We start from the raw sequence: 23,268 nt of genomic DNA, 5'->3' as shown, positions 1-23,268 counted from the left end.
TTATATCGTCTCCTTTGTCGTTGAGGTCTCAAAAGCCCGTTCTAAAATCGCCATTCGTGCAAATACACCGTTCGTCATCTGATCAAAGATCCGTGATTGTGGATGTTCGACGAGTTCTCCAGCAATTTCAACACCACGATTGATGGGAGCAGGATGTAAGATGATGGCGCTTGGACGAAGCAGTTCCATCCGTTTGTGAGTCAATCCGTAGTGCTGATGATAATCCGTTGCACGAAAGTCTTGATCGGCAAGATGACGTTCGTGCTGGACGCGGAGCAACATGATGATATCGCTACTTGCAAACGCCTCGTCAATCTCTCGGTATTCGATTCCCATCGTCTCATCGAACCATTCACGAGGACCAGACCCAATCACCGTTGCCCCTAATCGTTGTAAGACATGGGCATTGGACCTTGCGACACGGCTATGTCTGAGATCTCCGCAGATGACCACTGTCTTGTCGATCACATTGCCGTACACTTCATACATCGTCATCAAATCCAGCAACGATTGTGATGGATGCTGTCCGCTTCCGTCCCCGGCATTGATGATCGGAATGGACAAATGATATTGTAACTGTTCGTAGTAGCCGGTGTCTCCGTGACGGATGACGAGTGCATCAACTCCGATCGCCTGTAACGTTTTACACGTATCGAGTAACGTCTCACCTTTTTGAACGGAAGAGGTTGCTGTCTCAAACGGCAGAACGTGCAGTCCGAGATGATGTTCCGCCATGTCAAACGAACATTTGGTGCGTGTCGAATGTTCAAAAAATAAGTTGGCGACGGTTTTCGTCGGAAGCGGTTGGACGGGTGCTCCTTTTTTCAGTTGTAGTCCCCGCTCAATCAACCGTTCAATCTCTTTTGTCGATAGTTCGTCAAGACTCGTAAAATGGGCAATCCGTTGTCGTGTCTGCATGTTTTTCTCTCCTTTGGGCCGCAAAAAAGCGCACCTTCTGATGTGAAGGTGCGCTGAAGAAGACAGATGTTGCCACCTGTTTCTGAAGGGCCTCCACTTTATCGTTCTCTCTGGAACGTCTTAAAAGTCGTTAGCTGCTCGTTTCGGTTGTTGTGTTTCTTGTTCCTTTTCTTCCACTTCGGTATTCGTTTTCGGTAAGACCAGATTCAGGAGGATACCTAGAATTGTCGCTAGTGCCATTCCTTCTAACGAGAAGTTGCCAATTTTTAAAGCGGCCCCACCGATTCCAATGACGAGGATGACGGCCGTAATCGTCAAGTTTCGTTTGTCTGCAAGATCGACTTTACTTTCAACCAATGTCCGGAGACCGTTTGACGCGATGACACCGAATAATAAGATACTGATGCCACCCATGACAGGTGTCGGAATCGTTTTGATGAACCCTTCGACATAGCCAAGGAAACCGAAGCTGATGGCAAGAACGGCTGCTCCCCCGAGGACAAAGACGCTGTAGACGCGGGTGATGGCCATGACACCGTTATTTTCACCGTACGTCGTCACCGGTGGACCACCGAGCATCGACGCAATCGTCTTCGCCAAACCGTCTCCGAGAACCGTCCGGTGCATACCCGGATCAAGAAGCGTCTCGCGCCCGATGATCCGTGATGTCACTTTTTGTTCTCCGATGTGTTCTGTCAAGGTGACAAGCGTGACAGGGACGATGAGCGCAAGTGCTGCCCAGTTCAAGGTTGGGGAGTAATCCAGGAACGGTACCGTAAAGTTCGGAATCTGGAAGAAACTTGCTTGTTTCAGTGAAGTGAAATCGACGATTCCCACAGCGACAGCGGCCAGGTATCCCGTCAGAATGCCGAACAGGATCGGCACTGTACTCCACATTCCTTTGAAGTACGTCATGGCAAGCAACGTGACGGCAAGTGTCGTCAAGGCGACAAAGAACAAGGTACCGCTGTAGTTACCGTCCGCATCATTCATCGCCATGTTGACAGCAGTCGGAGCAAGTGATAAGCCGATGACCATGATGACGGGTCCGATGACGACCGGCGGCAAGAGTTTCATCAGCCAACCGACACCGGTATACGTGATGACCAGAGAAACAATTCCGTAGACCAGCCCTGCGACCATTCCGCCGACAAGCGCATCCTCGACTCCCCAGCGTTCACTGACGGCAATGATCGGAACGATATAAGCAAAACTTGAACCTAAGTACGTCGGGACTTTAAAGCGTGTGACGGCGAGGAAAATCAAAGTGCCGACTCCGCTCGCGACGAGGGCAACGGACGTGTTCAGTCCCGTCAATAACGGAACAAGGACCGTCGCGCCAAACATCGCGAAGACATGTTGAAGGCTGAGCATCAGCCACTGGAGGGGGTGTTTTGGCCGTTCTTGTACATCAAGAATCGCTGTGTGGGTTTTCATAAGGATAACTCCCTTTCTGGTCTCTCTGGACCACGTTAAAGGTATTTGTGTTTAACGTTTGATAAATACTTGATCGGCGTCATCGACTTCAGATAAGGCGACGACGACTTGTTCTTCACGTGATGTCGGGACATTCTTGCCGATGAAATCTGGTCGAATCGGAAGTTCCCGGTGTCCCCGGTCGACGAGGACAGCGAGTTGAATCATACTCGGACGACCGTGATCAACGAGTGCATCCATGGCAGCGCGGACGGTGCGTCCGGTGTATAGGACGTCGTCGACCAGGACGATGATCTTTCCTGTCACTGTCTCCGGCATGTCCGTGCCTTTGATTTCCGGCTCCAGACTTTTTTTCGATAAGTCATCCCGGTACATCGAGATGTCGACGACACCGAGTAACACCGGTTTTCCTTCAATCTCCTCAATCCGGCGGGCCAGGCGGCAGGCCAATGTCTCACCGCGTGTCTTGATGCCGACGATCATCAGTTGATCAATTCCTTTGTTACGTTCGATGATTTCATGGGCGATGCGTGTCAACGCACGACTGATTGCCGCTTCATCTAAAATGATGGATGGTTTCATCACTTGCTCCTTTCTACAAAAAAACCTCCTGCGCAAAGTCGCAGGAGGTTGTTGAAGACAATAAGTGTGGGCAGCTTGCGCTACACGTATCTACACAAATGAAGTGTCTCCCTTTCGTAGCCTCTCCGGACTCGTTTAAAGGTGTGCTATGGGTAGGATCGTCAACGCGGACGACCGGTTGTTCGAGGCAGATGTCTCGCATCGCTCTCTAGGTGATACTCTACCGTTTTATTAGAAAAACGTCAAGACTCTAATTCAAGTTTTTTCAACTGACTGATCTCAAACGTCATCTCTTCCGGCAAAGGCGCCTCAAAGTTCAGCATTTCGCCAGTGCGTGGGTGCTTAAATCCAAGAACCGCGGCATGAAGCGCTTGACCGTTCATTTTCATCGTCTTCCGTGGTCCATATTTCGGATCTCCGGCAAGCGGGAAACCGATGTAACGCATGTGGACACGAATTTGGTGCGTCCGTCCTGTCTCGAGCTTACATTCGACGACCGTGAACCCTTCATAGCGCTCGAGAACACGGAAGTGCGTCACGGCAGCTTTTGAATTTTTATCCGTCACCGTCATCCGTTGACGGTCGTTTTTATCACGACCAACCGGTGCTTCGATCGTCCCGAGTTCATGGGGAATTTCTCCATGCACTAATGCGATATAAAGACGTTCCGTCGTTTTGTCTTTTAGTTGTTGCGCAAGTGATTCATGCGCCAAGTCATTTTTAGCAACCATCAAGAGACCGGATGTATCCTTGTCGATCCGGTGGACGATCCCCGGACGTTTTACCCCGTTGATGCCGGATAAATCCTGGCAGTGGTGAAGTAACGCATTGACGAGTGTCCCGGATACATGTCCTGCTGCCGGATGGACGACCATGCCTTTTGGTTTATTGATGACGATGACATCACTGTCTTCATAGACGACGTCAAGCGGGATGTTTTCCGGTAAGACTTCCAGTTCAACCGCTTCCGGTATCCGGACGAGGATTTCTTCCGTTCCGGACATCTTATAGTTCGGTTTGACGATTCGACCATCGACTTCGACATGACCTGCTTTTAACCAGTCCTGTACTTGTGAACGTGACCAGTCTTGTTGTTCTGCTAACCATTTATCGATTCGTCCTGTTGCACCATTGGCTTTTACAGCCCATTCATTTTGTTCATTCATTAATCAATCGTTCCCTTCTTAGTCAAACGCTCTTCAAACATGACGCTGATCAGCATCAAAATCACCCCAAACGTCAAACAGACGTCTGCGACATTGAATATCGGAAAATTATACCCGAACGGATAAAAATGAAAAAAGTCGACGACTTCTCCACGTGCCATCCGATCGATGAAATTTCCGATTGCCCCACCTAATAACAAGGCGACGCTCCAAGCAAATACTTTGTTTTCAGTTCCTTCTTTATACAGAAAATAAATCAATCCGATGACGACAACGACGGTGATCAAAAAGAAAAAACCAAACTTCCCTTCGAGCATTCCCCAGGCTGCGCCACGATTCCGGTATGAATTCAGATAAAAGAAATTCGGAATGATCTCAATCGCCTGACCAATCGTCATCTGTTGGACGACAATCCATTTCGTCAGTTGATCCACTCCTACGAGTACAGCAGCAATCGCTAAGTAAAGCCACATTCTTTTTTCCTCCACATCAAAAAAATAGTGAAGGACCGCTACGAAGTCGCCGTAGCTGCCCCTCACTGATTCATTATAAAGAATTGACGACTTCAGTACAACGTGGGCAAAGTGTCGGATGAGCCGAATCTTGACCAAGTTCAGTCGAATATGTCCAGCATCGTTCACATTTCTCCCCGTCTGCCTTGAGAACCGTGATCGCAGTTGTTCCGTATGTCTTTTCAGCAGATTCTACAAATTCAATCTGTGAGACTTGTAATAACTGTTCCAAGTGTTCGATCGTCGCAAGCAATGCTGTTGTTTCAGCGTTTGGTGCAAGCTTTAATTTCGCTTCCAGTGTTTTCCCGACAAGTTTCTCAGCACGCGCTTCTTCGAGTGCTTTTAAGACATCATCACGGAAAACGAGGAAACTGTTCCATTTCGCAATCAACGCGAGTCCTTCTTCCGTCACTTCCGGTGTTTCCGGAAGATCCGTCAGGAAGATGCTTGCCGTCTCGACGCCCGGGACAAATTCCCATGCTTCGTCTGCTGTATGCGGTAAGACCGGTGCCATCAGTTGTAACAGTGTGACGACCGTATCATACATGACCGTTTGAACGGCACGACGCGCCGGTGCATCTTCTTTTTCGATGTACAAGATATCTTTCGTGTAATCGAGATAGAACGAAGACAAGTCAAGGACACAGAAGTTATGCAACAGTTGATATACTGCCATAAAGTCATAGGCATCATACGCCGCTTTTACTTTGCCGATGAGTTGATCCAGTTTCGTCCGCATGAAGCGATCCGATTCCGGCAAGTCAGCAAATGTGACGCGATGTGTCGTGTGATCAAATTGATCCAGGTTTCCGAGTAAGAAGCGGACCGTGTTCCGGATTTTCCGGTAGGATTCCGAAACTTGTTTGAAGTTATCCATCGATGCCCGAACATCAGACTGATAATCGACTGATGCCACCCACAGACGGAGAATCTCAGCACCAAACTGTTGCATGATTTGGATCGGCGCAATCGTATTTCCGATGGATTTCGACATCTTCCGTCCTTGTCCGTCGAGGACGAATCCGTGACTGACGACCGCTTTATATGGTGCTTTCCCTGTCGTTGCGACTGCTGTCGAAAGGGATGAGTTGAACCACCCACGGTATTGGTCCGATCCTTCAAGATAAAGATCCGCTGGACGCTCAAGCTCCGGACGTGCTTCTAACACACCCGCATGCGAGGAACCGGAGTCAAACCAAACATCCATGATGTCTGTTTCTTTTTTGAAGACACCATTCGGGCTTGCCGGGTGCGTAAATCCTTCCGGTAACAAGTCAACTGCTTCACGCTCATACCAGACGTTTGATCCATATTCTGCGAACAGATTCGCGATATGGTCAATCGTTTCCGGTGTGACGATTTCCGTGCCATCTTCCGCATAGAAGATCGGCAGTGGTACCCCCCACGCCCGTTGACGCGAAATGACCCAGTCTCCCCGGTCTTTAAACATGTTGTGCAGGCGGGTTTCGCCCCATTCCGGTACCCATTGAACGCCTTTGATTTCATCAAGGATTTCCGCCCGGAAGTCTTTGATCGAAGCGAACCACTGGGGTGTCGCCCGGAAGATGACCGGTTTTTTCGTCCGCCAATCGTGTGGATACGAGTGTTTGATGAACGACAATTTCAACAACGCGCCGGCTTCTTCTAACGCAATTCCGATTTCTTTGTTCGCATCTTCATAGAACATGCCTTCAAAACCAGGTGCTTCTGCCGTCATGACACCTTTGTCGTCAACCGGGCAAAGGACATCCAGTCCATACGCCTGACCGATTCTAAAGTCATCTTCCCCGTGTCCAGGTGCTGTATGAACGACACCAGTTGCTTCCGCCGTGACGTGATCGCCGAGCATGACGAGTGATTCGCGATCATAAAGCGGATGTTTCGCTTTGATGTATTCGAAGTCTGCTCCGTTGAAGACACGACCGACCGTCGCTTCTTCCCAGCCCAGTGCTTCGATGACTTCCGGTACAAGTGTCTCGGCAACGATATATCCTTTTCCTTCGTGTTCAATCCGTGCATATGTCAACTCACCGCTGACGGAAATCCCAAGGTTCGCCGGAATCGTCCACGGTGTCGTCGTCCAGATGACGAAATGATCCGTCGGTTCAAGAATGTTTTTCCCGTCCATGACTTGGAAGGCGACGTAGATGGCAGCAGAACGTTTATCTTGATATTCGATTTCTGCCTCTGCGAGAGCTGATTCCGAAGAAGGCGACCAATAGACCGGTTTTTTCCCTTTGTAGATGTAGCCTTTGTTCGCCATATCACCAAACAGACGAATTTGTGCCGCTTCGAATTCCGGTTGTAGTGTGATATAAGGGTTGTCATAATCCCCTAACACACCAAGGCGTTTGAACTGTTCGCGTTGATGATCGACCTGCTCGAGTGCATATTTCGCACATAACTTACGGAATTCAGCAACCGACATCGATTTGCGGTCGACGCCCGCTTTTTGCAGGGCCGTTTCAATCGGCAATCCGTGCGTATCCCAACCTGGTACGTACGGTGAACGGAAACCGTTCATCGATTTGTAACGGACGACGATATCTTTTAAGACTTTATTTAAACCGTGCCCCATGTGGATATCACCATTGGCATAAGGAGGACCATCATGCAAGATGAACGTCGGTTTCCCAACATTTTTTTCCTGGACTGCTTCATATAGATTCATTTCGTTCCAACGTGCCTGCATGTCTGGTTCACGTTTCGGCAAGTTTCCTCGCATTAGAAATTCCGTCTTCATCATCAATAACGTATCTTTGTACTCCATCTGGCAATCCCTCACTTGTCTGTATTTTACGTACAAAAAAAAGCCAAGCTCATCCCCTGATAGGGACGAATTTGGCTTGAACTCGCGGTACCACCCTACTAGCAATCCTAACGAACAGATTACCACTTAAGAGCCCGATAACGGAGGCGAAACGACGAAACTTACTGATCAAGCGTTCAGTTTCGCACTCAAAGGGGATATCTTTTTTCATTTACTGATCGGGCTCACACCAGTCCCCGATTCGCTGACAGTATCCTGATAAAAGACGTGTCCTTCTCATTGATTTAACTTATATGACATCGTCGTCATTATACGCAACTGCCGGAATCTCGTCAAGCGCACCGCGGGTCGAACTATCAAACGCATCCCAGTCATGGCTTGTCAGTAATTCCATCTGCGCATCGATCAATACTTTAAACCGGTTTCGATAGAGCTCGATTTTTTTACGCATCTGCTCGACCTCGAAGTCTGTTCGTTGGGCACGACGTTGCGCAGCATCTTGGAGCTGTTCTGCCTCACGTTCGGCTTGTTTGACGATCAAGCTCGCTTCTTTCGTCGCGTTGGCTTTCACTTCTTCCGCGGCTTCTTGCGCTACGATGATGGATTTGTTTAATGTTCCTTCCATCGAGCTGAAATAATCAACACGGGATTGCATGTTTTGAATGACTTCTTGTTGTTGGCGGTTTTCTCGTAATAACAATTCAAAATCCTTGATGACTTGATCAAGAAATTCATTGACCTCATCTTCGTCATAGCCGCGAAACTTACGTGTAAATTCCTTATTGTGAATATCAAGTGGCGTCAATGGCATGATGAAATCCTCCCTCAGCTTGTTGGTTACCCTTTTAACAGACCGTATTGCAATTTGATTCGATCCCGTTTCGTTGACCCAAGGACGGCAATCAGCTTGACGCGCCCTGTTCCTCGAAGGGACAATAAATCCCCTTCTTCTAACAGAAAACTAGGATCTTCAACGATTTTATAGTTGACTTTACTTTCACCTTGTTTAATCAAACTTTGTGATTTTTGCCGTGAAAAGCCAAGAATTTCACTGACCACGGTATCAAACCGTAAGGAGCTGACAAACCCCAACTCTTCTTGCCATTCCTGCTCCTTAATTTTCAGTTGTTCTTCGAAATCAACGACCGACAAACGGATTTTGGTTTTTCCGGCACGCTCGACGTTGGCTTCGATATAAGAAGCCACTTCTTTTGCGACCGCAAACTGAACGACTTGATCTTGAATCACGACGTCCCCAAATTTCCCTCGCTTCAGCCCGACGTTCAACAATGTCCCTGTGACCTGTCGATGCGATAATTCTACGAATTTGGTAGGATAATGGATACGATAAATGGCAATATCAAAATCGTTTGCATCGAGATCATAGTAATCAGGTGCAATCAAAGCACGTTGTCGTTCTGCGCCTTCAAAACCGCCCTCAAAAAAGAGGGCACATTTTGTTCCGACGAGTTCTCGTGTGATCTGTTGTTCACGCGGATCCAGAAAATCTGTCACTTTAAACGTATAGGTCGCTTCGACATGGTCGATCCAGTTTAAGACGAGATCGACGAACTCCCGCTCATGTCCGCGATAATGATCATAGACACTCATTACAAGAAGATTGCTCGAATACCTGACTGTGCCAGATTAAGCACCAGAAAGGCAACGATTGGTGAAATGTCAAGCATACCTCCGATGGGCGGGATAATCCGTCGGAACGGTGCGAGGAACGGTTCGACTAACATCGCTAATACTTGACCGAATTTAGATTCCCGAGCATTCGGGAACCATGAAAGTAAAATGTAACCGATCATCACGTAACTGTAATATTGAAGTAACGTACTCAATGTACGCCCGATTGCGTACATGACCTGTGAATCCATGCTTACCACCCCTTATGGTTGATATCGTCTTCTCCGAGTAAGTTCGAAATACTTCCAGCTAACTCGACATTGTTCGGAACACAGAGGAGTGTGTTTTGACTAATCGTCGTAATCGTCCCGTCAAGAGCAAACACGACACCCGACAAGAAATTAATCATTTGGCGTGATTGGTCTTTCGACATCCGTTGCATGTTCACGATAACGGCACGATTTTGGCGAAGATGTTCTCCAATTTCCTGCGCTTCGTTAAACACACGCGGTTCACTTAAGATGACTTGTGACTTTGTCTTTTTAGTATGGATTGGCACGATGTTGGATTGTCTCACAGGGTCCTCCTTTTGAGTAATATTCGGGGTAGATTCCTCATAAAACTCCTCATATTCTTGCTGTGAAGCACCTCTACCTTTATTTATTGTAGCATCATTTTCATATTCGAGTTCGTCTAAATCTTCTGTGTTACCGAGAAACAGATTTTGCATTTTCGATTTGAATCCCATATCGATTCTCCTTTCACATTTCTGGACAGTTTTATGGTTGTACCAAAACAGTACCAACCCGGACATACGTCGCCCCTTCTTCGATGGCAATCTCGTAGTCGGAAGACATACCCATCGATAGTTCCGTACACGGTGCGTACGGAAGATGACGGACCGCTACTTCATCGCGTAATTGACGAAGCGATTGAAAGACCGACCGAATCGTATCTGTATCTTCCGTCAATGGTGCCATCGTCATCAATCCGATGACACGAACCATCGGATACTGCCCCACTTCATGTAAAAACGAGTGTAGGTCAGCCGGTTCGATCCCTTGTTTCGATTCTTCACCGGACACATTGACTTGGACAAAACAATCGACAGGTCGTTTTGCTCGCTTGTTGATCTCTTCTGCTAGGTGAAGACGATCTAATGAATGTAAGACATCAATCTGATCGATGACTTGGCGGACTTTACGGGTTTGAAGCGTACCGATAAAATGCCATTCGCACACATCACGGCCGAGAGCTGCTTGTTTATCGGTCAGTCCTTCTGGACGATTTTCACCGAGCGCCGTCACACCTGCTGCAAGCAACTCGGCAGCGACTTCACTTGACACTGATTTCGTCACGCCAATCAATTGTACCTGCTTTTTTTGATCTGTCTTTTTTTCATGTGCCTGTTTCATGTTTTGCTGAACCAATCGTACGTTTTCAGAAATTGACATCGAGAGACTCCTTTACAATCAAACTAGCAAATCGTCCTCCATGATCGCCGTGGCGATAGGAGAAATAGTCGGCGGCCTGGCAGTTCGTACAAATTCCTGTATCGAGTACGTCCCCGACTCCACTCCGCTCCGCTAACATCGCGTTTGTTTTTTGAAGAGATAACATTGCTTTTCCGTTTCCTTTTTTAGTATAAGGAGATTCTTCTAGCTGAAGTCGGTCGATGGCTTCTAATACTGGACCATCGACTTCATAACAGCACTCGCGAATAGACGGACCAATCACCATCTGAATGGAAGAACGGTCTGCTCCTGCCTGCTCCATCTTCATTAACGTTGCTTCGACGATGTTCGCTACCGTTCCCCGCCATCCCGCATGGATGTTCGCAATGATCCCGGTTCGTAGGTCACAAAAAATAAGGGGGACACAGTCCGCGAACAACATCATCAACAAGACGTTAGAATCCGTCGTCACCAAGCCATCCGTGCCTTTGACCGCCGTCTCATAATCCGACGCTCCCCGACCAGAGTCAAGTGTCGTCACCTGCTCGACATGATTGCCATGAACCTGTTCTGCCCAGACTGAATTTTCAAGAGACAACTCCAGTTGACGGACGATGACTTGACGATTTCCGATGACTCCTGCTGCCTCATCATTGACATGGAGTCCAAGATTCCCATTTCCATGCGGTCCTGAAAACTTTGTCGTAAATGCTGCTCGAACGGTTCCTGTTGGGGTATCCCATTTTATCCATTGACCAAACATCTCATCCCATCCTTTTTTAAAAAAAGAGGTGTCGCTTACGCGACACCTCTTTTCTAGCAGTTGTGTCTCTGGAATACCGGATTAACGATTATTCCGACGAAGGAAAGAAGGAATATCCATCGTCTCTTCGACATCTGACCCTCTCGCTGGTTCTTGGTTCGAGCTACTAGGTGTCTCTTCGACTTGTGGTTTTGGTTCTTCTGCCACTGGTGACGGACTCGCTTGCTTTTTCTTGAGCAAGTTTTTCATCATCTCTTGTGCGGAAGGAATTTCGAAATCGAGTGGTTCGTTTTCAAATTCAGTTGCAATGACTGTGACGATGATTTCATCTTCCAAGTTGTCATTGATGACTGAACCGAAGATCAAGTTAACTTCTTCATCCGCAGCACTTTGGACGATTTGGGCCGCTTCCGTTACCTCGTAGAGGCTCAGGTTCGCACTTCCCGTAATGTTCATCAAGACACCTTTTGCACCTTCGATTGATGTTTCAAGCAATGGACTTGAGATTGCTTTTTTCGCGGCTTCTGTCGCACGGTGTTCACCAGTTGCGACACCAACACCCATCAGGGCTGAACCTTTTTCCGTCATGATCGTTTTTACATCCGCGAAGTCCAAGTTGATGAGACCAGGAACGGCGATTAGATCCGTAATCCCTTGAACCCCTTGGCGAAGCACGTTATCCGCCTCTTTGAATGCTTCGAGCATCGGCGTGTTGCGATCGACGATTTCAAGCAATTTATCATTCGGGATGACGATGAGTGTATCGACTTTTTCTTTAAAGTTCTGTACGCCTGAAACAGCATGTTGCATCCGCTTGCGGCCTTCGAACATGAACGGTTTCGTAACGACACCAACTGTCAAAGCACCGATTTCTTTAGAAATTTCTGCGATGACCGGTGCAGCACCTGTTCCGGTACCACCACCCATTCCAGCAGTGACAAAGACCATATCGGCACCAGACAGAATTTCCGTCAACTGCTCACGGCTTTCTTCTGCCGCTTTTTTCCCGATTTCAGGATTCGCTCCGGCACCAAGACCGCGTGTCAATTTTGCACCCAATTGAAGCTTAACATCAGCTTTAGACATATTTAACGCTTGTGCATCCGTGTTGACAGCGATGAATTCTACGCCTTGGACACCATGTTCAATCATTCGGTTGACAGCGTTTGATCCACCGCCACCTACTCCGATGACTTTGATTTTAGCTACTTGGTCCATCATTTCATCAAAATGCAACATAAAAGGGGCCCCCTATTTTTTTTACTGATAATTTTTTATTTAACCGAAAAATTTCTCAAAGAAACTACTGAATGACTTCCGTTCTTTTGGAGGCTGTTCCCGCGGTGTTCGATCTTCGCGTACGGGCGCTTGTGATGCTTTCGTCAACAGTTCTTCTTGTTCACGTTGTTCACGCCCTTGTGCACTAGTTCCCTTTTCATCTGCCCGGTCAAACCCGGACTTCGAAACCGTACTTCTTGAGAGAACATATCGTAACATCCCAGCAGCTACAGCATACTTCGGATGACGAATCCCTAAACTTGCGGGCTGATAGACGTTGACACTTTGTTTGAAGATGCGTTTACCAAGCTGATCAATCCCAGGCAACGATGAACTTCCGCCGCAAAGAATGATGCCACTATTCATTTGTGAATAACCGGCTTGCGTCATTCGCTTCTGAATCATCTCAAAAATTTCTTCAAGACGGGCTTCGAGTACGAAACCAATTTCCGTTTGTGGTTCAAAACGATGTTCTCCATTAATCGTCACATACGAGACTTTTTCTTCAGGGTCACCCAGTGCTTCTAACGCGACGCCGTACTCTTCTTTTGCGAGTTTCGCATCTTGGTATTTACAATTCATTTTATACGTCAAATCGCGTGTCAGATGATCTCCGCCATACGATAGTGTCGTTGAGTACACTAAATCGTTTTTTTCATAGATTGAAAGCGTTGTCGTTTCGTGTCCGATATCGACAATCCCGACACCAAGTTCTAACTCATCAATCGAAGCTGCAATGCGTGAGACGGCTAGACTTTCCAGCACATATCCCGCAAGTTCTAGCCCAGCTCGTTCAATAGAACGTTTGATGCTATGTAGAATCGTCTTCGCGCCGATGATCAGTTTCCCTGTCACCTCCAGGCGATAACCAATCATACCACGAGGATCCGTGATCTCGGTTTGCTGATCGACAGTAAACGTTTTAGGTAACACGTCAACGACACTCAGCTCGTTTGGAATTCGCATGACCATTGCTGAATGAAGGACATCCTTCACATCGTCATCCGTGATTTCATTATCCTCGCCTTTGATCGATGTCATACCTTGGCAGTCCTTGACTTGGATATGTTCACCAGAAATTGCTACATATACTTCACCAATCGGTTCACCAAGTGTACGTTCCACTTCCGCAACCGCTTGTTTAATGGCATTGACTGTTTGATCGATGTCGACGATGACACCTCGCTTGACGCCGGCGGATGGTGCAGATCCTTCTGCCAACACATTCAGCGTTCCACCAAGAAGTTCACCGACAATGAGTTTCACTTCTGATGTCCCAATGTCTAGCGCGGCAATCGTACCTTTCGTTTCCATGGGAGTGACACCTCCACTTTCATAATACTAATCCTACTGTCCCTGTTTATATTTACAGGAATCAAGACAATCTTCTTCTCGTTTAAGTCTACACTATAAAAAACCTCACGAAAAGGAGTTATTGCCTAACTTACCCATCTAATAGATTACGATTTGATGACGATAGCTCCACTTTCTTATTAATGAAAACAAACGTTTGTCAAACCGATGTATTCAAAGATGTGTTTTTCTATTTTTTTCCTTTATATGGTTTGAAATAGATTCCTCCATCAATTGTGATCGTTCCCGTTTTTCCTTTCGGTAGAGCGGAGATCACTTTGACATATTCATTCAACGAGTTAGAAAAAGCCGAAGTACTCAATAAGACGGTGTTCCCGTCTGTCATGAATAACTTCAGTCCACCTTTATCCGTCTGATTGTTTGCGACGATTTCCGAAATCCGACTGCGGACTTTCGGCTCGATCTTAACAAGCTCCTTCGTCAGACGTTGCAAGGACTGATCCGTAAATCCTGTTAGAATCGGTGCATCAAATAACTCTTCCTTTGACTTTCCAGGAAGAATCGTGCCATCCGCTAAGACAATTCGTGCACCAGGTTTATCCTTGGCGTACGCAATCTCTTTTTCTTCCACGACGTCTACTTCATAATGATGCAGAAATGTTTTCGTCATTGTCGCTTCTCGGATTCCCGGCACGTTTTCGATCCGCTCCAACACGGCTTCTTCCGACACATTGAAAGCATGTGTCTCCTTCACCTTAATACGCGATGCTTGGATGATGTCTTCCTTCTTGACGTTAATGGTGCCTGTGACGTCAAACGCCGCGACACGCGAAAAACTAGATTGAAGGTAAAAGACCACACCAATCAATAGACCGATCAGGATGAGGACATAGATTAAACGTCGGTTCGCCTTCTTCCGACGTTGCTCACGGACATATGGAATTTTATCTTCTAGGCTGCGGACAGTCGTATCCATCTTCGGCTGTCTTGCTCGTTGTCGTTCCTTCACGTAAGCCTCTCCTCCGTTATCTTTAAATTCATTACCTTATCGGTCTATTCCTGCAAGGGTTTAATTTTTTTGCTCAATTAACCGTAACAATTCATCCACTAAATCACTTGCTGCATCTGGCATACCAAGCGCAAAGGATGCTTGTGACATCGCTGCTTGCTCGGCAATCGCCTTCGCGCAGGCGGCAAACAACCGGTCTCCGGTCAGTTCGTTTTCTCGAATCAACAGACTCGCACCTGTCTCAACAAGAGATGATGCGTTCACTTCTTGATGATTCTCCGTCACATACGGACTCGGAATCAAGACACTTGGTAATCCCAGTGTCGTCAGCTCCGCTAATGTACTGGCACCGGATCGTGACACGACGAGTTGACTTGCTTTTAAGATCAATGGTAAATCATAGATGAACGGTCGTAACTGGATTCGCTCAGGTAATTCACCGAGTTGATTCTTAATCTGCTCGTAGTGGACCTGACCCGTCACGAATAACAGCGACCAGTCCGTTTCGGTCAGTTTCGGAATCATTTCGACGACAGCCTGATTGATGGCTGGTGCCCCCCGGCTTCCGCCGTACACGACGATCAATGGACGTCCTTCTTCAAAACCATACTTTTTTCGTTCCTCAACGGGATCAATTTCAAGTAAGGCCACTTCCGAAGCCCGTGGATTTCCGATCAAAATCGTTTTTGCTTCATTTTTGCCGAAGTAATGACCCGAACCTTTGAAGGACAAGGCAACACGATCGACATAACGTGCTAAAAACTTATTCGTGATTCCGGGTAGACTGTTTTGTTCATGGACAAGCGTCTTATACCCCATTTTTGCCGCCGTATAGAGCACGGGTCCACAGACGAAACCACCTGTCCCGACCACGATGTCCGGTTTGAATTGACGGAGAAGCTTTCGCACACGGGCGACACTTTTCACAAAACGAACCCCCGTTTTGACGTTCTCAAAAGACAACGATCGGCGTAATCCTGAAATTTCAATCGCCTCAAATGGAATCCCGGCTCGCCGGACGATATCCGCTTCGAGTCCATTTTCCGTTCCGATATACAACACTTCACATGACATCCGGCGTTCGATTTCCCGAATCATGGCTAAAGCTGGATAGATATGTCCACCCGTACCCCCACCTGAAACTACAATCCTCATTTTGCCGCACCTCCTGTTTTTTGGACGGAGCGGATAAAATGTTCGCCACGTTCTTCATACGTTTTATATTGATCCCAACTGGCTGACGCTGGAGACAATAAGATGATGTCACCTGGTTCCGATACGTCAAACGCAACCGAAACGGCTTCTTCCATCTCCCGTGTGACCGTCGCAGCAACATTTTGATCATGTGCCAAGTCAGCAAACCGTTGGCCCGTCTCCCCTAATCCGATGACGTGTTTCACATGCGTCATCGCACTGACTAATGGGGTCAAATCAGCACCACGTTCCAAGCCTCCACACAACCAAATGATGGGTGACTGAAAACCAGACAATGCTGCTTCCGTCGCCACATTATTTGTCGCTTTCGAATCATTATAGACTTTTCGACCGACAAACTCGCCGATGTATTCTGTCCGGTGAGCCACCCCGCCAAATGTCCGCAATACCTCTTGAACGGCTTCTAAAGAAATACTAAATGGTTCAATCAAGGTTAAGGCTGCTAAGACATTTTCTAGATTGTGTCCGCCTCCAAGTGCCAGTTCACTGACCGGAAGGATTGCTGTCTGATCAATGAGAATCATCCCATCCTCAGCGCGCGCATAAGCGTTCTGTTGACGCGAAAAGGTCAATCGTTCCGCCTTTGCTGTTTCACTTAAACGCATGACTTCCTTATCGTCGGCGTTGACGACAAGACGTCCCGATGCGTCCATCTTCGAAAAAATCCGGGCTTTGGCTTCTCCATAGGAAGCAACGTCTCCATGATAGTCCAGATGAGCTGGTGAAAGATTCAAAAATGCTGCGCTGACTGGTTTAAACGTCTCAATTCCCATCAATTGGAAACTAGATAACTCAATGACGATCAGGTCGCCTGCTGTTGCCTGTTGCGCGATTTCGACTGCCGGAAACCCGATGTTTCCTGCTAAGTGAACACGTTTGGATCCACGTTTTAAAAGTTCATGGACAAGTGTCGTCGTCGTCGTTTTTCCGTTTGATCCGGTAATCGCGATCCAATCGGCTTCGGTCGAACGATAGGCCAATTCGACTTCGGTCCAAACCGGAATCCCTCGTTCCATTGCTGCTTCGAGCAACGGAATCTGATAAGGGATCCCCGGGTTTTTCACGATCAGTTCAATTCCTTCTAGTAAAGACAATGGATGACTCCCAAAAACTGTCTCGACGTTTAATGTTTCGAGCGTCTTCACATCGTTTTCCGAAGGCGTTCCACCATCATTCACCGTCACGATGGCTCCTGTCTTGACTAAGTACGTCGCTGCTGCGATACCGCTTTTCGCCGTACCAAGGACCAATACCTTTTTTTTGTCCAGTTCAGAAATCTTCATCTTTAAATCGCTCACTTTCTTGACTACGAATTTCAGTTATACGAACAGATAGGCGATGAACGCCATGATAAAACTGATGGAAGCAAACGTTCCAACAATCCGCCATTCACTCCAACCAACCATTTCAAAATGGTGATGGATTGGACTCATCTTAAAAATCCGTTTCCCTGTCGTCTTAAAGGAGATGACTTGTAAAATGACAGACAATGTTTCGACGACGAAGACGATTCCAATCAATACTAACAAAAGTTCTAGTTTCAGTAAGATCGATAGACCGGCCAGTGCCGCCCCTAATGCAAGTGATCCGGTATCCCCCATGAAGATTTTAGCAGGATAAACATTAAAAACTAAGAAACCAATCAACGCACCGACCGCTGAAAAGGCGAACAGGGCGACACCTGGCTCATCTGCAATGAACCAACCATATAGACCAAAGAATAAGAACGTTGGGATGGCCGTAAAGGAGACGAGTCCGTCCAGTCCATCTGTTAGATTCACCGCATTCGAGAACCCAACAAGCCAGAATAAGGCAACAAACGGATACAGCAGTCCGAAATCAAGTGTCCAAGAAGTAAACGGGATCGATAAGTACGTCGCGTTACTCGTAAATCCGCCACTCAACCAGACAAACAACAATCCAACAACGATTTGCCCGACTAATTTTTGTTTCGAATTCAAACCTAAATTACGTTTTTTAACAACCTTGATATAATCATCGATAAATCCAATCGCTCCATAGGCAAGCGTCAAAAAGAGTAAGGAAAGATGACTTCTGTCCAAGTCGTTCATCAAGAGTAAGACGATCAGGCTTCCGATCATCGCAAGTAAAATCACGATTCCGCCCATCGTCGGTGTACCGGACTTCACTTGGTGCCAATCCGGACCTTCTTCGCGAATCTCTTGGCCGAACTTCAGACTATGCAAAAAAGGAATCGCTTTTGGCATCACAAGTACGACGACCAAAAACGCAATGATTAAACTGATGAATAATGTGATCATTACAAACACCTACTTTTAAGGATTAAGTTTCATTTAGATATGTGAAGATTTGTTCAAGGGCAAGCCCGCGTGAAGCTTTTAACAAAACGACGGTCTGATCCCCGAGCAGTGGATGGAGTAAACGTGCCGCTTCTTCGACCGTGTCCGCATATTGGACTTGAACGGTTGGATCAACGATACCTTCCGCGATATAACGTCCTTTCCCCCCTACAAGAATAGCATGTGACACAGGAAGTGCAATCTTCTTCCCGACAGATGCGTGTAACACACGCTCCTGCTGTCCGAGTTCATACATATCTCCGAGGACGACGACTTTATTCGTAAAGCCATCCAACGTAGCAATCGTCTCGATTGCTGCGTTCATTGACGTCGGACTAGCGTTGTAGGCATCGTTTATGATCGCCGTTTGTCCATACATCAACCGCTCCATCCGCATCGGTGTCAGCTCGACCTCATTCAGCCCTGCTTGAATCACTTCGTCTGATAACCCAAGTGCTTTTGCTGTCGCTATCGCGTAGGCGGCATTGCGTACTTGGTGTTTTCCGAGTACCGGTATGCCGAACGTCGTGCCATCGAATTTAAACGCCGTTCCAATGAACGTCGCTTCTGCCTGTTCAATGACAAATGTATTCGTCTGGTGATACCCAATCCGTTCTGCTGTCGCTTCTGCCAACAAGGGTTCATCGCCATCGATGAACAAATGTCCTCCTGGTTTTAAACCCGATTGGATCTCTAACTTCGCTTGTGCGATTCCCGTTCTTCCCCCGACCTGTTCTGCATGCGACTCTCCGATATTGGTCACGAGCGCGATGTCCGGTTCAGCAAGATTTGACAACAGTTCGATATCACCGAATCCATTCATTCCCATCTCCAAGACGGCGACTTCTGTATCGCGCGGCATCATCAAAATCGTAAGTGGCATTCCGATGTCCGAGTTAAAGTTCCCTGCTGTCTTGTGTGTCCGGTACGCTCGTTTCAACACACTTTCAATCATATCTTTTGTTGACGTTTTTCCGTTTGATCCGGTAATCGCGATGACTTTCGGCGCAACCTGTTTTAAATATTGCTTCGCAATCAACTGTAAAGCTGCTAACGGTTCGTCGACTTCAAGGACAACGATGTCCGTCTGAGGAACAGGTATCCCTTTTTTCCACAACGTTGCGATTGCTCCCTGTTGGACCGCTCCCTCGATGAACCTATGTCCGTCGACGCGTGCCCCTTGAATCGGAATGTACAGTCCATCTGTCAGCGTACTTCTTGAGTCCGTCGCGAAGTTTCGTAACGGTCGTGTATCTGTTTCGTTAAGTCCTAACCACTTTGCAAGTTGTGCAATTGTCACCATGAATGTTTCCTCCACTCGTTTACAGCAAACGAGGACGAACAGAAGTCAACGAATGACTCCGGTCCGTCCTCGTTTCACTGCAGAAATCAGGAGACCGCCGTTTCTTACTCTTTTGGTTCAGCGAGTTCCACCGTCAGCTTTCCATTTTCTTTCACTAGTGTACCAGTTCGTGCCGATTGTTTGGTTACAAAACCTTTACCAATCACATCTAAATTCAAATTATACAAACTGACTAATTTTTTGACATCACGTTGTGACCAGCCTGTCAAATCGGGTATCTTAAACGTATTGGCTGTTTTGAGTAGCACACGTTCCCCACTGACGAACTCTTGGCCACGTGTCGGAATTTGCGACACGACTTGAGCACCGTCACCGAGAAGGACTGGGACCGCCCCTTGTTCTTGCGCTAACGATTCTGCTTGATTCATACTTTTTCCGATATAACTCGGAATGATTTTTGCTTTGACATCGACTGACTCTTTTTGAGTCGCCGGTTTGATGCTCCGATATTGAAGTGCTGTGTTCATGACACTTTTGAAAACCGGGCTCATGATACTTGGACCTGACACCGAAGATTCATTTTTAGATGGTCGATCAACAGCGATGTACATGATCAATTCCGGATCATCCTTTGGTGCCATCCCGATGAAGGAATGAATGAACTGTCCTTGGATGTACTTCCCATTTTCTGAAATCTGTGCCGTCCCGGTTTTTCCGATGACACGGTAATCTTTTAACTTATACATCTGACCTGTCCCGATTTTACTATTGACGACACCATCTAATGCTTCACGTGTCGCTTTTGCTGCTTCCGCAGAAATCGGTTTTCCGACCACTTCCGTTTTTGCTTTATACGGTGCTTTATCGGTATGATCCGCTTTTTGGATGATGTGTGGTTTGACCATCGCGCCATCTCCCGCAATCGCCGTCGCGCCCTGGAGAATCTGCATCGGCGTCACTGCCGTCGATTGCCCCCACGACGTAATGACCGTATTTAACGGTTTGGATAAATCAGATTGACTGTTGACTTCACCCGAAATGTCTATACCCGTCTTTTGATCAAAATGAAACTTCTTGAAATACTCTTTATACCGCTCAATCCCAAGCTTTTCTGCAGTCAAGATGGAGAACATGACGTTTGAAGAATGATAGACTCCTTCAATCATCGGAATCGTTCCCCAACCGACATCGTTATAGTCCTTGATGACCGTCCCCTTGTAATTGTAGTTCCCCGACTTATAAGGTTCATTCGGACGGAACACACCGGCATCGATTGCTGCTGCTAACGTAAAGATTTTCATCGTCGATCCCGGTTCGAAGCGTGAGGACACGGCAAAGTTCGTAAAGTCCGTCATGTCCCGTAGATTAGGATTAAAGGACGGACGATCCGCCATTGCTAAAATCTCACCGGTCTTCGCATCCATGACGATGCCGGTCGCATTTTTCGGTTTGTACTCGTTGTACATTTTTTGCATTTGTTTCTCAAGTGCTTGCTGGATGCGATGATCAATCGTCAAGTATAAGTTTGATCCGTCTTTCGGTTCGTTTGAAATCTTTGAAGCTCCTTGAACCAACTCGCCGCCACTGCGATCCTTTTCAAACACACGGGATCCAAACGTCTCGCGTAAAGCCTCGTCATATTGCTTCTCAATTCCCATCTGACCTTTTAGGACGACCCGTCCGTTATCTTCTGTTATCTTTTGGACGAATCCTAACGTATCGGACAGGAAAATACCATTCGGATAATACCGTTTTGGTTCCTCGATCAAACGAATGCCGGGTAGCTTCAGTTGATCGATTTTCTCTTTTTGATCGAGTGTCAGATCATTCCCTTTTTTTCCGAACTCGATTTGAGAACGTTCCTTGTTCTCGATTAAGTACGTTTCCAGTTCCTTGACCGGCATGCCAAGAATCGGTGCAAGACCTGTCGCTGTTTTCTTAAAATCGACGACCGTCTCGTCCGGATCTTTTTCGCCACCGAGACGATAGACGGCGACCAGATGATAGGAAGGAATATTGATCGCAATCGGCGAACCTAACCGATCAAAGATTTCTCCGCGCTCCGCTGATAACGTCGACTGGGCTTCCCACCGTTTTTTTTCGGCGTAGACGATCATATCTTCACCATGGAATTGTTTCGTCGTCGATAGATATAAAAAGCGGCTAATGAACACCAAAAAGAGAGCAGCAAATATCCATAAGATAAAGCGTACTCTCCGTCGGGATTTAGATAGTGGATTCATTTAGGAATCACCTTGATGTTCCCTTTTCGCATATCAAGACCTTGTTCTTTCGCAATCTTGTAAATTCGTTCTGGAGAGCTTAAGTTTGTCACTTCAAGTTGAAGCCGTTCATTTTCTTTTTTCATTTCTTGCGTCACTTGATTTTCCTTCGCAAGATCGAGGCTTACATTATACGCATCGTTATGTGCACCAATCGTCATGCTACCAAATAGGACGACTCCACCGATCATCGCACTGTACAAAAACTTTTCAAATGGATACAAACGGTATTTCGGACGGACCGCGACACGACGTGCGATATCTTCCGTCTTACGTGGTTGTTGAATCGGTTGCTGTCGAACGGGTTCTACCGATTGAATCGGTTTTCGAAGTGGTTCTGCCATTTGAATGCTCCTCTCAACTTTCTTTCATTTTTTCAACAATCCGTAACTTGGCTGAGCGCGACCGTCGATTATCATCGAGTTCGTCGTCTCCCGCTGTGATCGGTTTTCTTGTCACCAGACGTAATTCCGGTTCAAACTCTTTTGGAATCATCGGTAATCCTTGTGGAAGTTCAGGTAAAGATGATTTTTCCTTGAAGGCCTGCTTGCACATACGATCTTCAAGTGAATGGAACGTGATGACACATAATCGACCACCAACGGCTAATAAATCAATCGCTTGATAGACTGCCCGGTCAAACACATTCAATTCATCGTTCACGGCAATCCGGATGGCTTGGAACGTTCGTTTTGCAGGATGTCCGCCTTTACGTCTAGCGGGGGCTGGAATCGCATCCTTGATCAACTCGACGAGTTCAAACGTCGTTTCGATTGGCCCTACTTCACGTGCTTTTTCAATCTTGCGGGCAATCTGTTTGGAGAACTTTTCTTCTCCATATGTAAACAAAATCCGAACAAGATCATTATACGGCCACTCATTGACGACTTCATACGCAGAAAGTGAAGACGTTTGATCCATCCGCATGTCGAGACGCGCATCAAAGTTATAGCTGAATCCTCGTTCGCCTTCGTCGAGCTGTGGGGAAGACACACCTAGATCAAACAAGATCCCATCGACTTTCGTTACACCACGTGCCTCTAATTCTTCTTGTAAATGTACAAAATTACTTTTTATTAATGTAAAGCGACCTTCATACGCCGCGAGACGTTCTGCTGCATGTTCCAGTGCGATATCATCTTGGTCAAACGCGTACAGATGTCCTGTCGTCAATTGTTTGACGATCTCTTCACTGTGCCCTGCTCCACCTAACGTACAATCGACATAAATCCCGTCAGGTTTGATATTTAGCCCTTTAATGGACTCCCATTTTAATACTGTTTCATGCTCAAACATATGCTGCCTCACCTTT

At 46.9% G+C, this 23,268-nt stretch carries 22 protein-coding genes and 1 other annotated feature; all 22 genes read right to left on the bottom strand.

Translation table 11 applies throughout. The annotated features are described in order from the left end of the window. The 22 genes from BLD48_RS02985 to rsmH all read right to left on the bottom strand — a co-directional run bounded on the left by BLD48_RS02985 (nucleotide 1) and on the right by rsmH (nucleotide 23,252). Nucleotides 1–900: an aspartate carbamoyltransferase catalytic subunit gene (locus BLD48_RS02985; RefSeq protein ID WP_071499090.1), complete on the bottom strand. Its 900-nt coding sequence runs from the start codon at nucleotides 898–900 to the stop codon at nucleotides 1–3. Nucleotides 901–1,038: 138 nt separating this feature from the next. Then, nucleotides 1,039–2,355, bottom strand: coding sequence for a uracil-xanthine permease family protein (locus BLD48_RS02980; protein ID WP_071498893.1), 1,317 nt, complete (start codon nucleotides 2,353–2,355; stop codon nucleotides 1,039–1,041). Between the two features lie 51 nt (nucleotides 2,356–2,406). Beyond that, a complete protein-coding gene (gene pyrR, locus BLD48_RS02975) occupies nucleotides 2,407–2,937 on the bottom strand; it encodes a bifunctional pyr operon transcriptional regulator/uracil phosphoribosyltransferase PyrR (protein WP_071498892.1) in 531 nt (176 codons plus the stop codon). Nucleotides 2,938–3,179: 242 nt separating this feature from the next. After that, a complete protein-coding gene (locus tag BLD48_RS02970) occupies nucleotides 3,180–4,103 on the bottom strand; it encodes an RluA family pseudouridine synthase (protein WP_071498891.1) in 924 nt (307 codons plus the stop codon). Beyond that, entirely contained in the window at nucleotides 4,103–4,576 is a 474-nt protein-coding gene (gene lspA / locus BLD48_RS02965) for a signal peptidase II (RefSeq protein ID WP_071498890.1), read from the bottom strand. Before lspA ends, BLD48_RS02970 begins: the two co-directional genes overlap by 1 nt. Before the next feature lie 73 nt (nucleotides 4,577–4,649). Next, the gene (gene ileS / locus BLD48_RS02960; RefSeq protein ID WP_071498889.1) at nucleotides 4,650–7,385 is read right to left on the bottom strand and encodes an isoleucine--tRNA ligase; all 2,736 of its coding nucleotides are present in this window, start codon (nucleotides 7,383–7,385) and stop codon (nucleotides 4,650–4,652) included. 58 nt (nucleotides 7,386–7,443) lie between these two features. Then, nucleotides 7,444–7,674 (bottom strand) — a binding site (T-box leader). Beyond that, complete coding sequence (locus BLD48_RS02955; RefSeq protein ID WP_014970756.1) at nucleotides 7,675–8,196, bottom strand: DivIVA domain-containing protein; 522 nt, start codon at nucleotides 8,194–8,196, stop codon at nucleotides 7,675–7,677. 26 nt (nucleotides 8,197–8,222) lie between these two features. Further along, nucleotides 8,223–8,996, bottom strand: coding sequence for a YlmH family RNA-binding protein (locus BLD48_RS02950; RefSeq protein WP_071498888.1), 774 nt, complete (start codon nucleotides 8,994–8,996; stop codon nucleotides 8,223–8,225). Then, complete coding sequence (locus tag BLD48_RS02945; RefSeq protein ID WP_014970758.1) at nucleotides 8,996–9,268, bottom strand: YggT family protein; 273 nt, start codon at nucleotides 9,266–9,268, stop codon at nucleotides 8,996–8,998. The genes BLD48_RS02950 and BLD48_RS02945 overlap by 1 nt, the downstream gene beginning before the upstream one ends. 2 nt (nucleotides 9,269–9,270) lie before the next feature. Further along, nucleotides 9,271–9,594, bottom strand: a complete 324-nt coding sequence (locus BLD48_RS02940) for a cell division protein SepF (RefSeq protein WP_233494514.1) — start codon at nucleotides 9,592–9,594, stop codon at nucleotides 9,271–9,273. A 202-nt stretch (nucleotides 9,595–9,796) separates the two neighbouring features. Continuing rightward, nucleotides 9,797–10,471 carry a YggS family pyridoxal phosphate-dependent enzyme gene (locus tag BLD48_RS02935; RefSeq protein ID WP_071498886.1) on the bottom strand — a complete coding sequence of 225 codons (675 nt, stop codon included), beginning with the start codon at nucleotides 10,469–10,471 and terminating at the stop codon, nucleotides 9,797–9,799. Continuing rightward, the gene (gene pgeF, locus BLD48_RS02930) at nucleotides 10,458–11,234 is read right to left on the bottom strand and encodes a peptidoglycan editing factor PgeF (protein WP_071498885.1); all 777 of its coding nucleotides are present in this window, start codon (nucleotides 11,232–11,234) and stop codon (nucleotides 10,458–10,460) included. The genes BLD48_RS02935 and pgeF overlap by 14 nt, the downstream gene beginning before the upstream one ends. Before the next feature lie 81 nt (nucleotides 11,235–11,315). Next, a complete protein-coding gene (gene ftsZ, locus BLD48_RS02925) occupies nucleotides 11,316–12,473 on the bottom strand; it encodes a cell division protein FtsZ (protein ID WP_014970762.1) in 1,158 nt (385 codons plus the stop codon). 39 nt (nucleotides 12,474–12,512) lie between these two features. Beyond that, on the bottom strand, nucleotides 12,513–13,826 hold the full coding sequence (gene ftsA, locus BLD48_RS02920) for a cell division protein FtsA (RefSeq protein WP_014970763.1): 1,314 nt from the start codon (nucleotides 13,824–13,826) through the stop codon (nucleotides 12,513–12,515). Between the two features lie 229 nt (nucleotides 13,827–14,055). Continuing rightward, nucleotides 14,056–14,835, bottom strand: coding sequence for a cell division protein FtsQ/DivIB (locus BLD48_RS02915; RefSeq protein WP_071498884.1), 780 nt, complete (start codon nucleotides 14,833–14,835; stop codon nucleotides 14,056–14,058). A gap of 60 nt (nucleotides 14,836–14,895) precedes the next feature. Beyond that, nucleotides 14,896–15,990 (bottom strand): undecaprenyldiphospho-muramoylpentapeptide beta-N-acetylglucosaminyltransferase, encoded by a 1,095-nt coding sequence (gene murG, locus BLD48_RS02910; protein ID WP_071498883.1) that lies wholly within the window; start codon nucleotides 15,988–15,990, stop codon nucleotides 14,896–14,898. Then, nucleotides 15,987–17,333 carry a UDP-N-acetylmuramoyl-L-alanine--D-glutamate ligase gene (gene murD / locus BLD48_RS02905; protein WP_071498882.1) on the bottom strand — a complete coding sequence of 449 codons (1,347 nt, stop codon included), beginning with the start codon at nucleotides 17,331–17,333 and terminating at the stop codon, nucleotides 15,987–15,989. The genes murG and murD overlap by 4 nt, the downstream gene beginning before the upstream one ends. 36 nt (nucleotides 17,334–17,369) lie before the next feature. Continuing rightward, complete coding sequence (gene mraY, locus BLD48_RS02900; RefSeq protein ID WP_071498881.1) at nucleotides 17,370–18,332, bottom strand: phospho-N-acetylmuramoyl-pentapeptide-transferase; 963 nt, start codon at nucleotides 18,330–18,332, stop codon at nucleotides 17,370–17,372. Between the two features lie 22 nt (nucleotides 18,333–18,354). After that, nucleotides 18,355–19,674, bottom strand: a complete 1,320-nt coding sequence (locus BLD48_RS02895; RefSeq protein WP_071498880.1) for a UDP-N-acetylmuramoyl-tripeptide--D-alanyl-D-alanine ligase — start codon at nucleotides 19,672–19,674, stop codon at nucleotides 18,355–18,357. A 104-nt stretch (nucleotides 19,675–19,778) separates the two neighbouring features. Further along, entirely contained in the window at nucleotides 19,779–21,848 is a 2,070-nt protein-coding gene (locus tag BLD48_RS02890; RefSeq protein ID WP_236629928.1) for a penicillin-binding protein, read from the bottom strand. Between the two features lie 65 nt (nucleotides 21,849–21,913). Further along, nucleotides 21,914–22,300, bottom strand: coding sequence for a cell division protein FtsL (ftsL, locus tag BLD48_RS02885; protein WP_071498878.1), 387 nt, complete (start codon nucleotides 22,298–22,300; stop codon nucleotides 21,914–21,916). Nucleotides 22,301–22,313: 13 nt separating this feature from the next. Continuing rightward, entirely contained in the window at nucleotides 22,314–23,252 is a 939-nt protein-coding gene (gene rsmH, locus BLD48_RS02880; protein WP_071498877.1) for a 16S rRNA (cytosine(1402)-N(4))-methyltransferase RsmH, read from the bottom strand. Between the last annotated feature and the right edge of the window lie 16 nt (nucleotides 23,253–23,268).

The sequence above is a fragment of the Exiguobacterium sp. KRL4 genome (assembly GCF_001870785.1).
In the GTDB taxonomy this organism is placed as follows: Bacteria; Bacillota; Bacilli; order Exiguobacteriales; family Exiguobacteriaceae; genus Exiguobacterium_A.
Note: the sequence above shows the minus strand (reverse complement) of the source record. Positions and strands in the feature narration are given on the sequence as shown.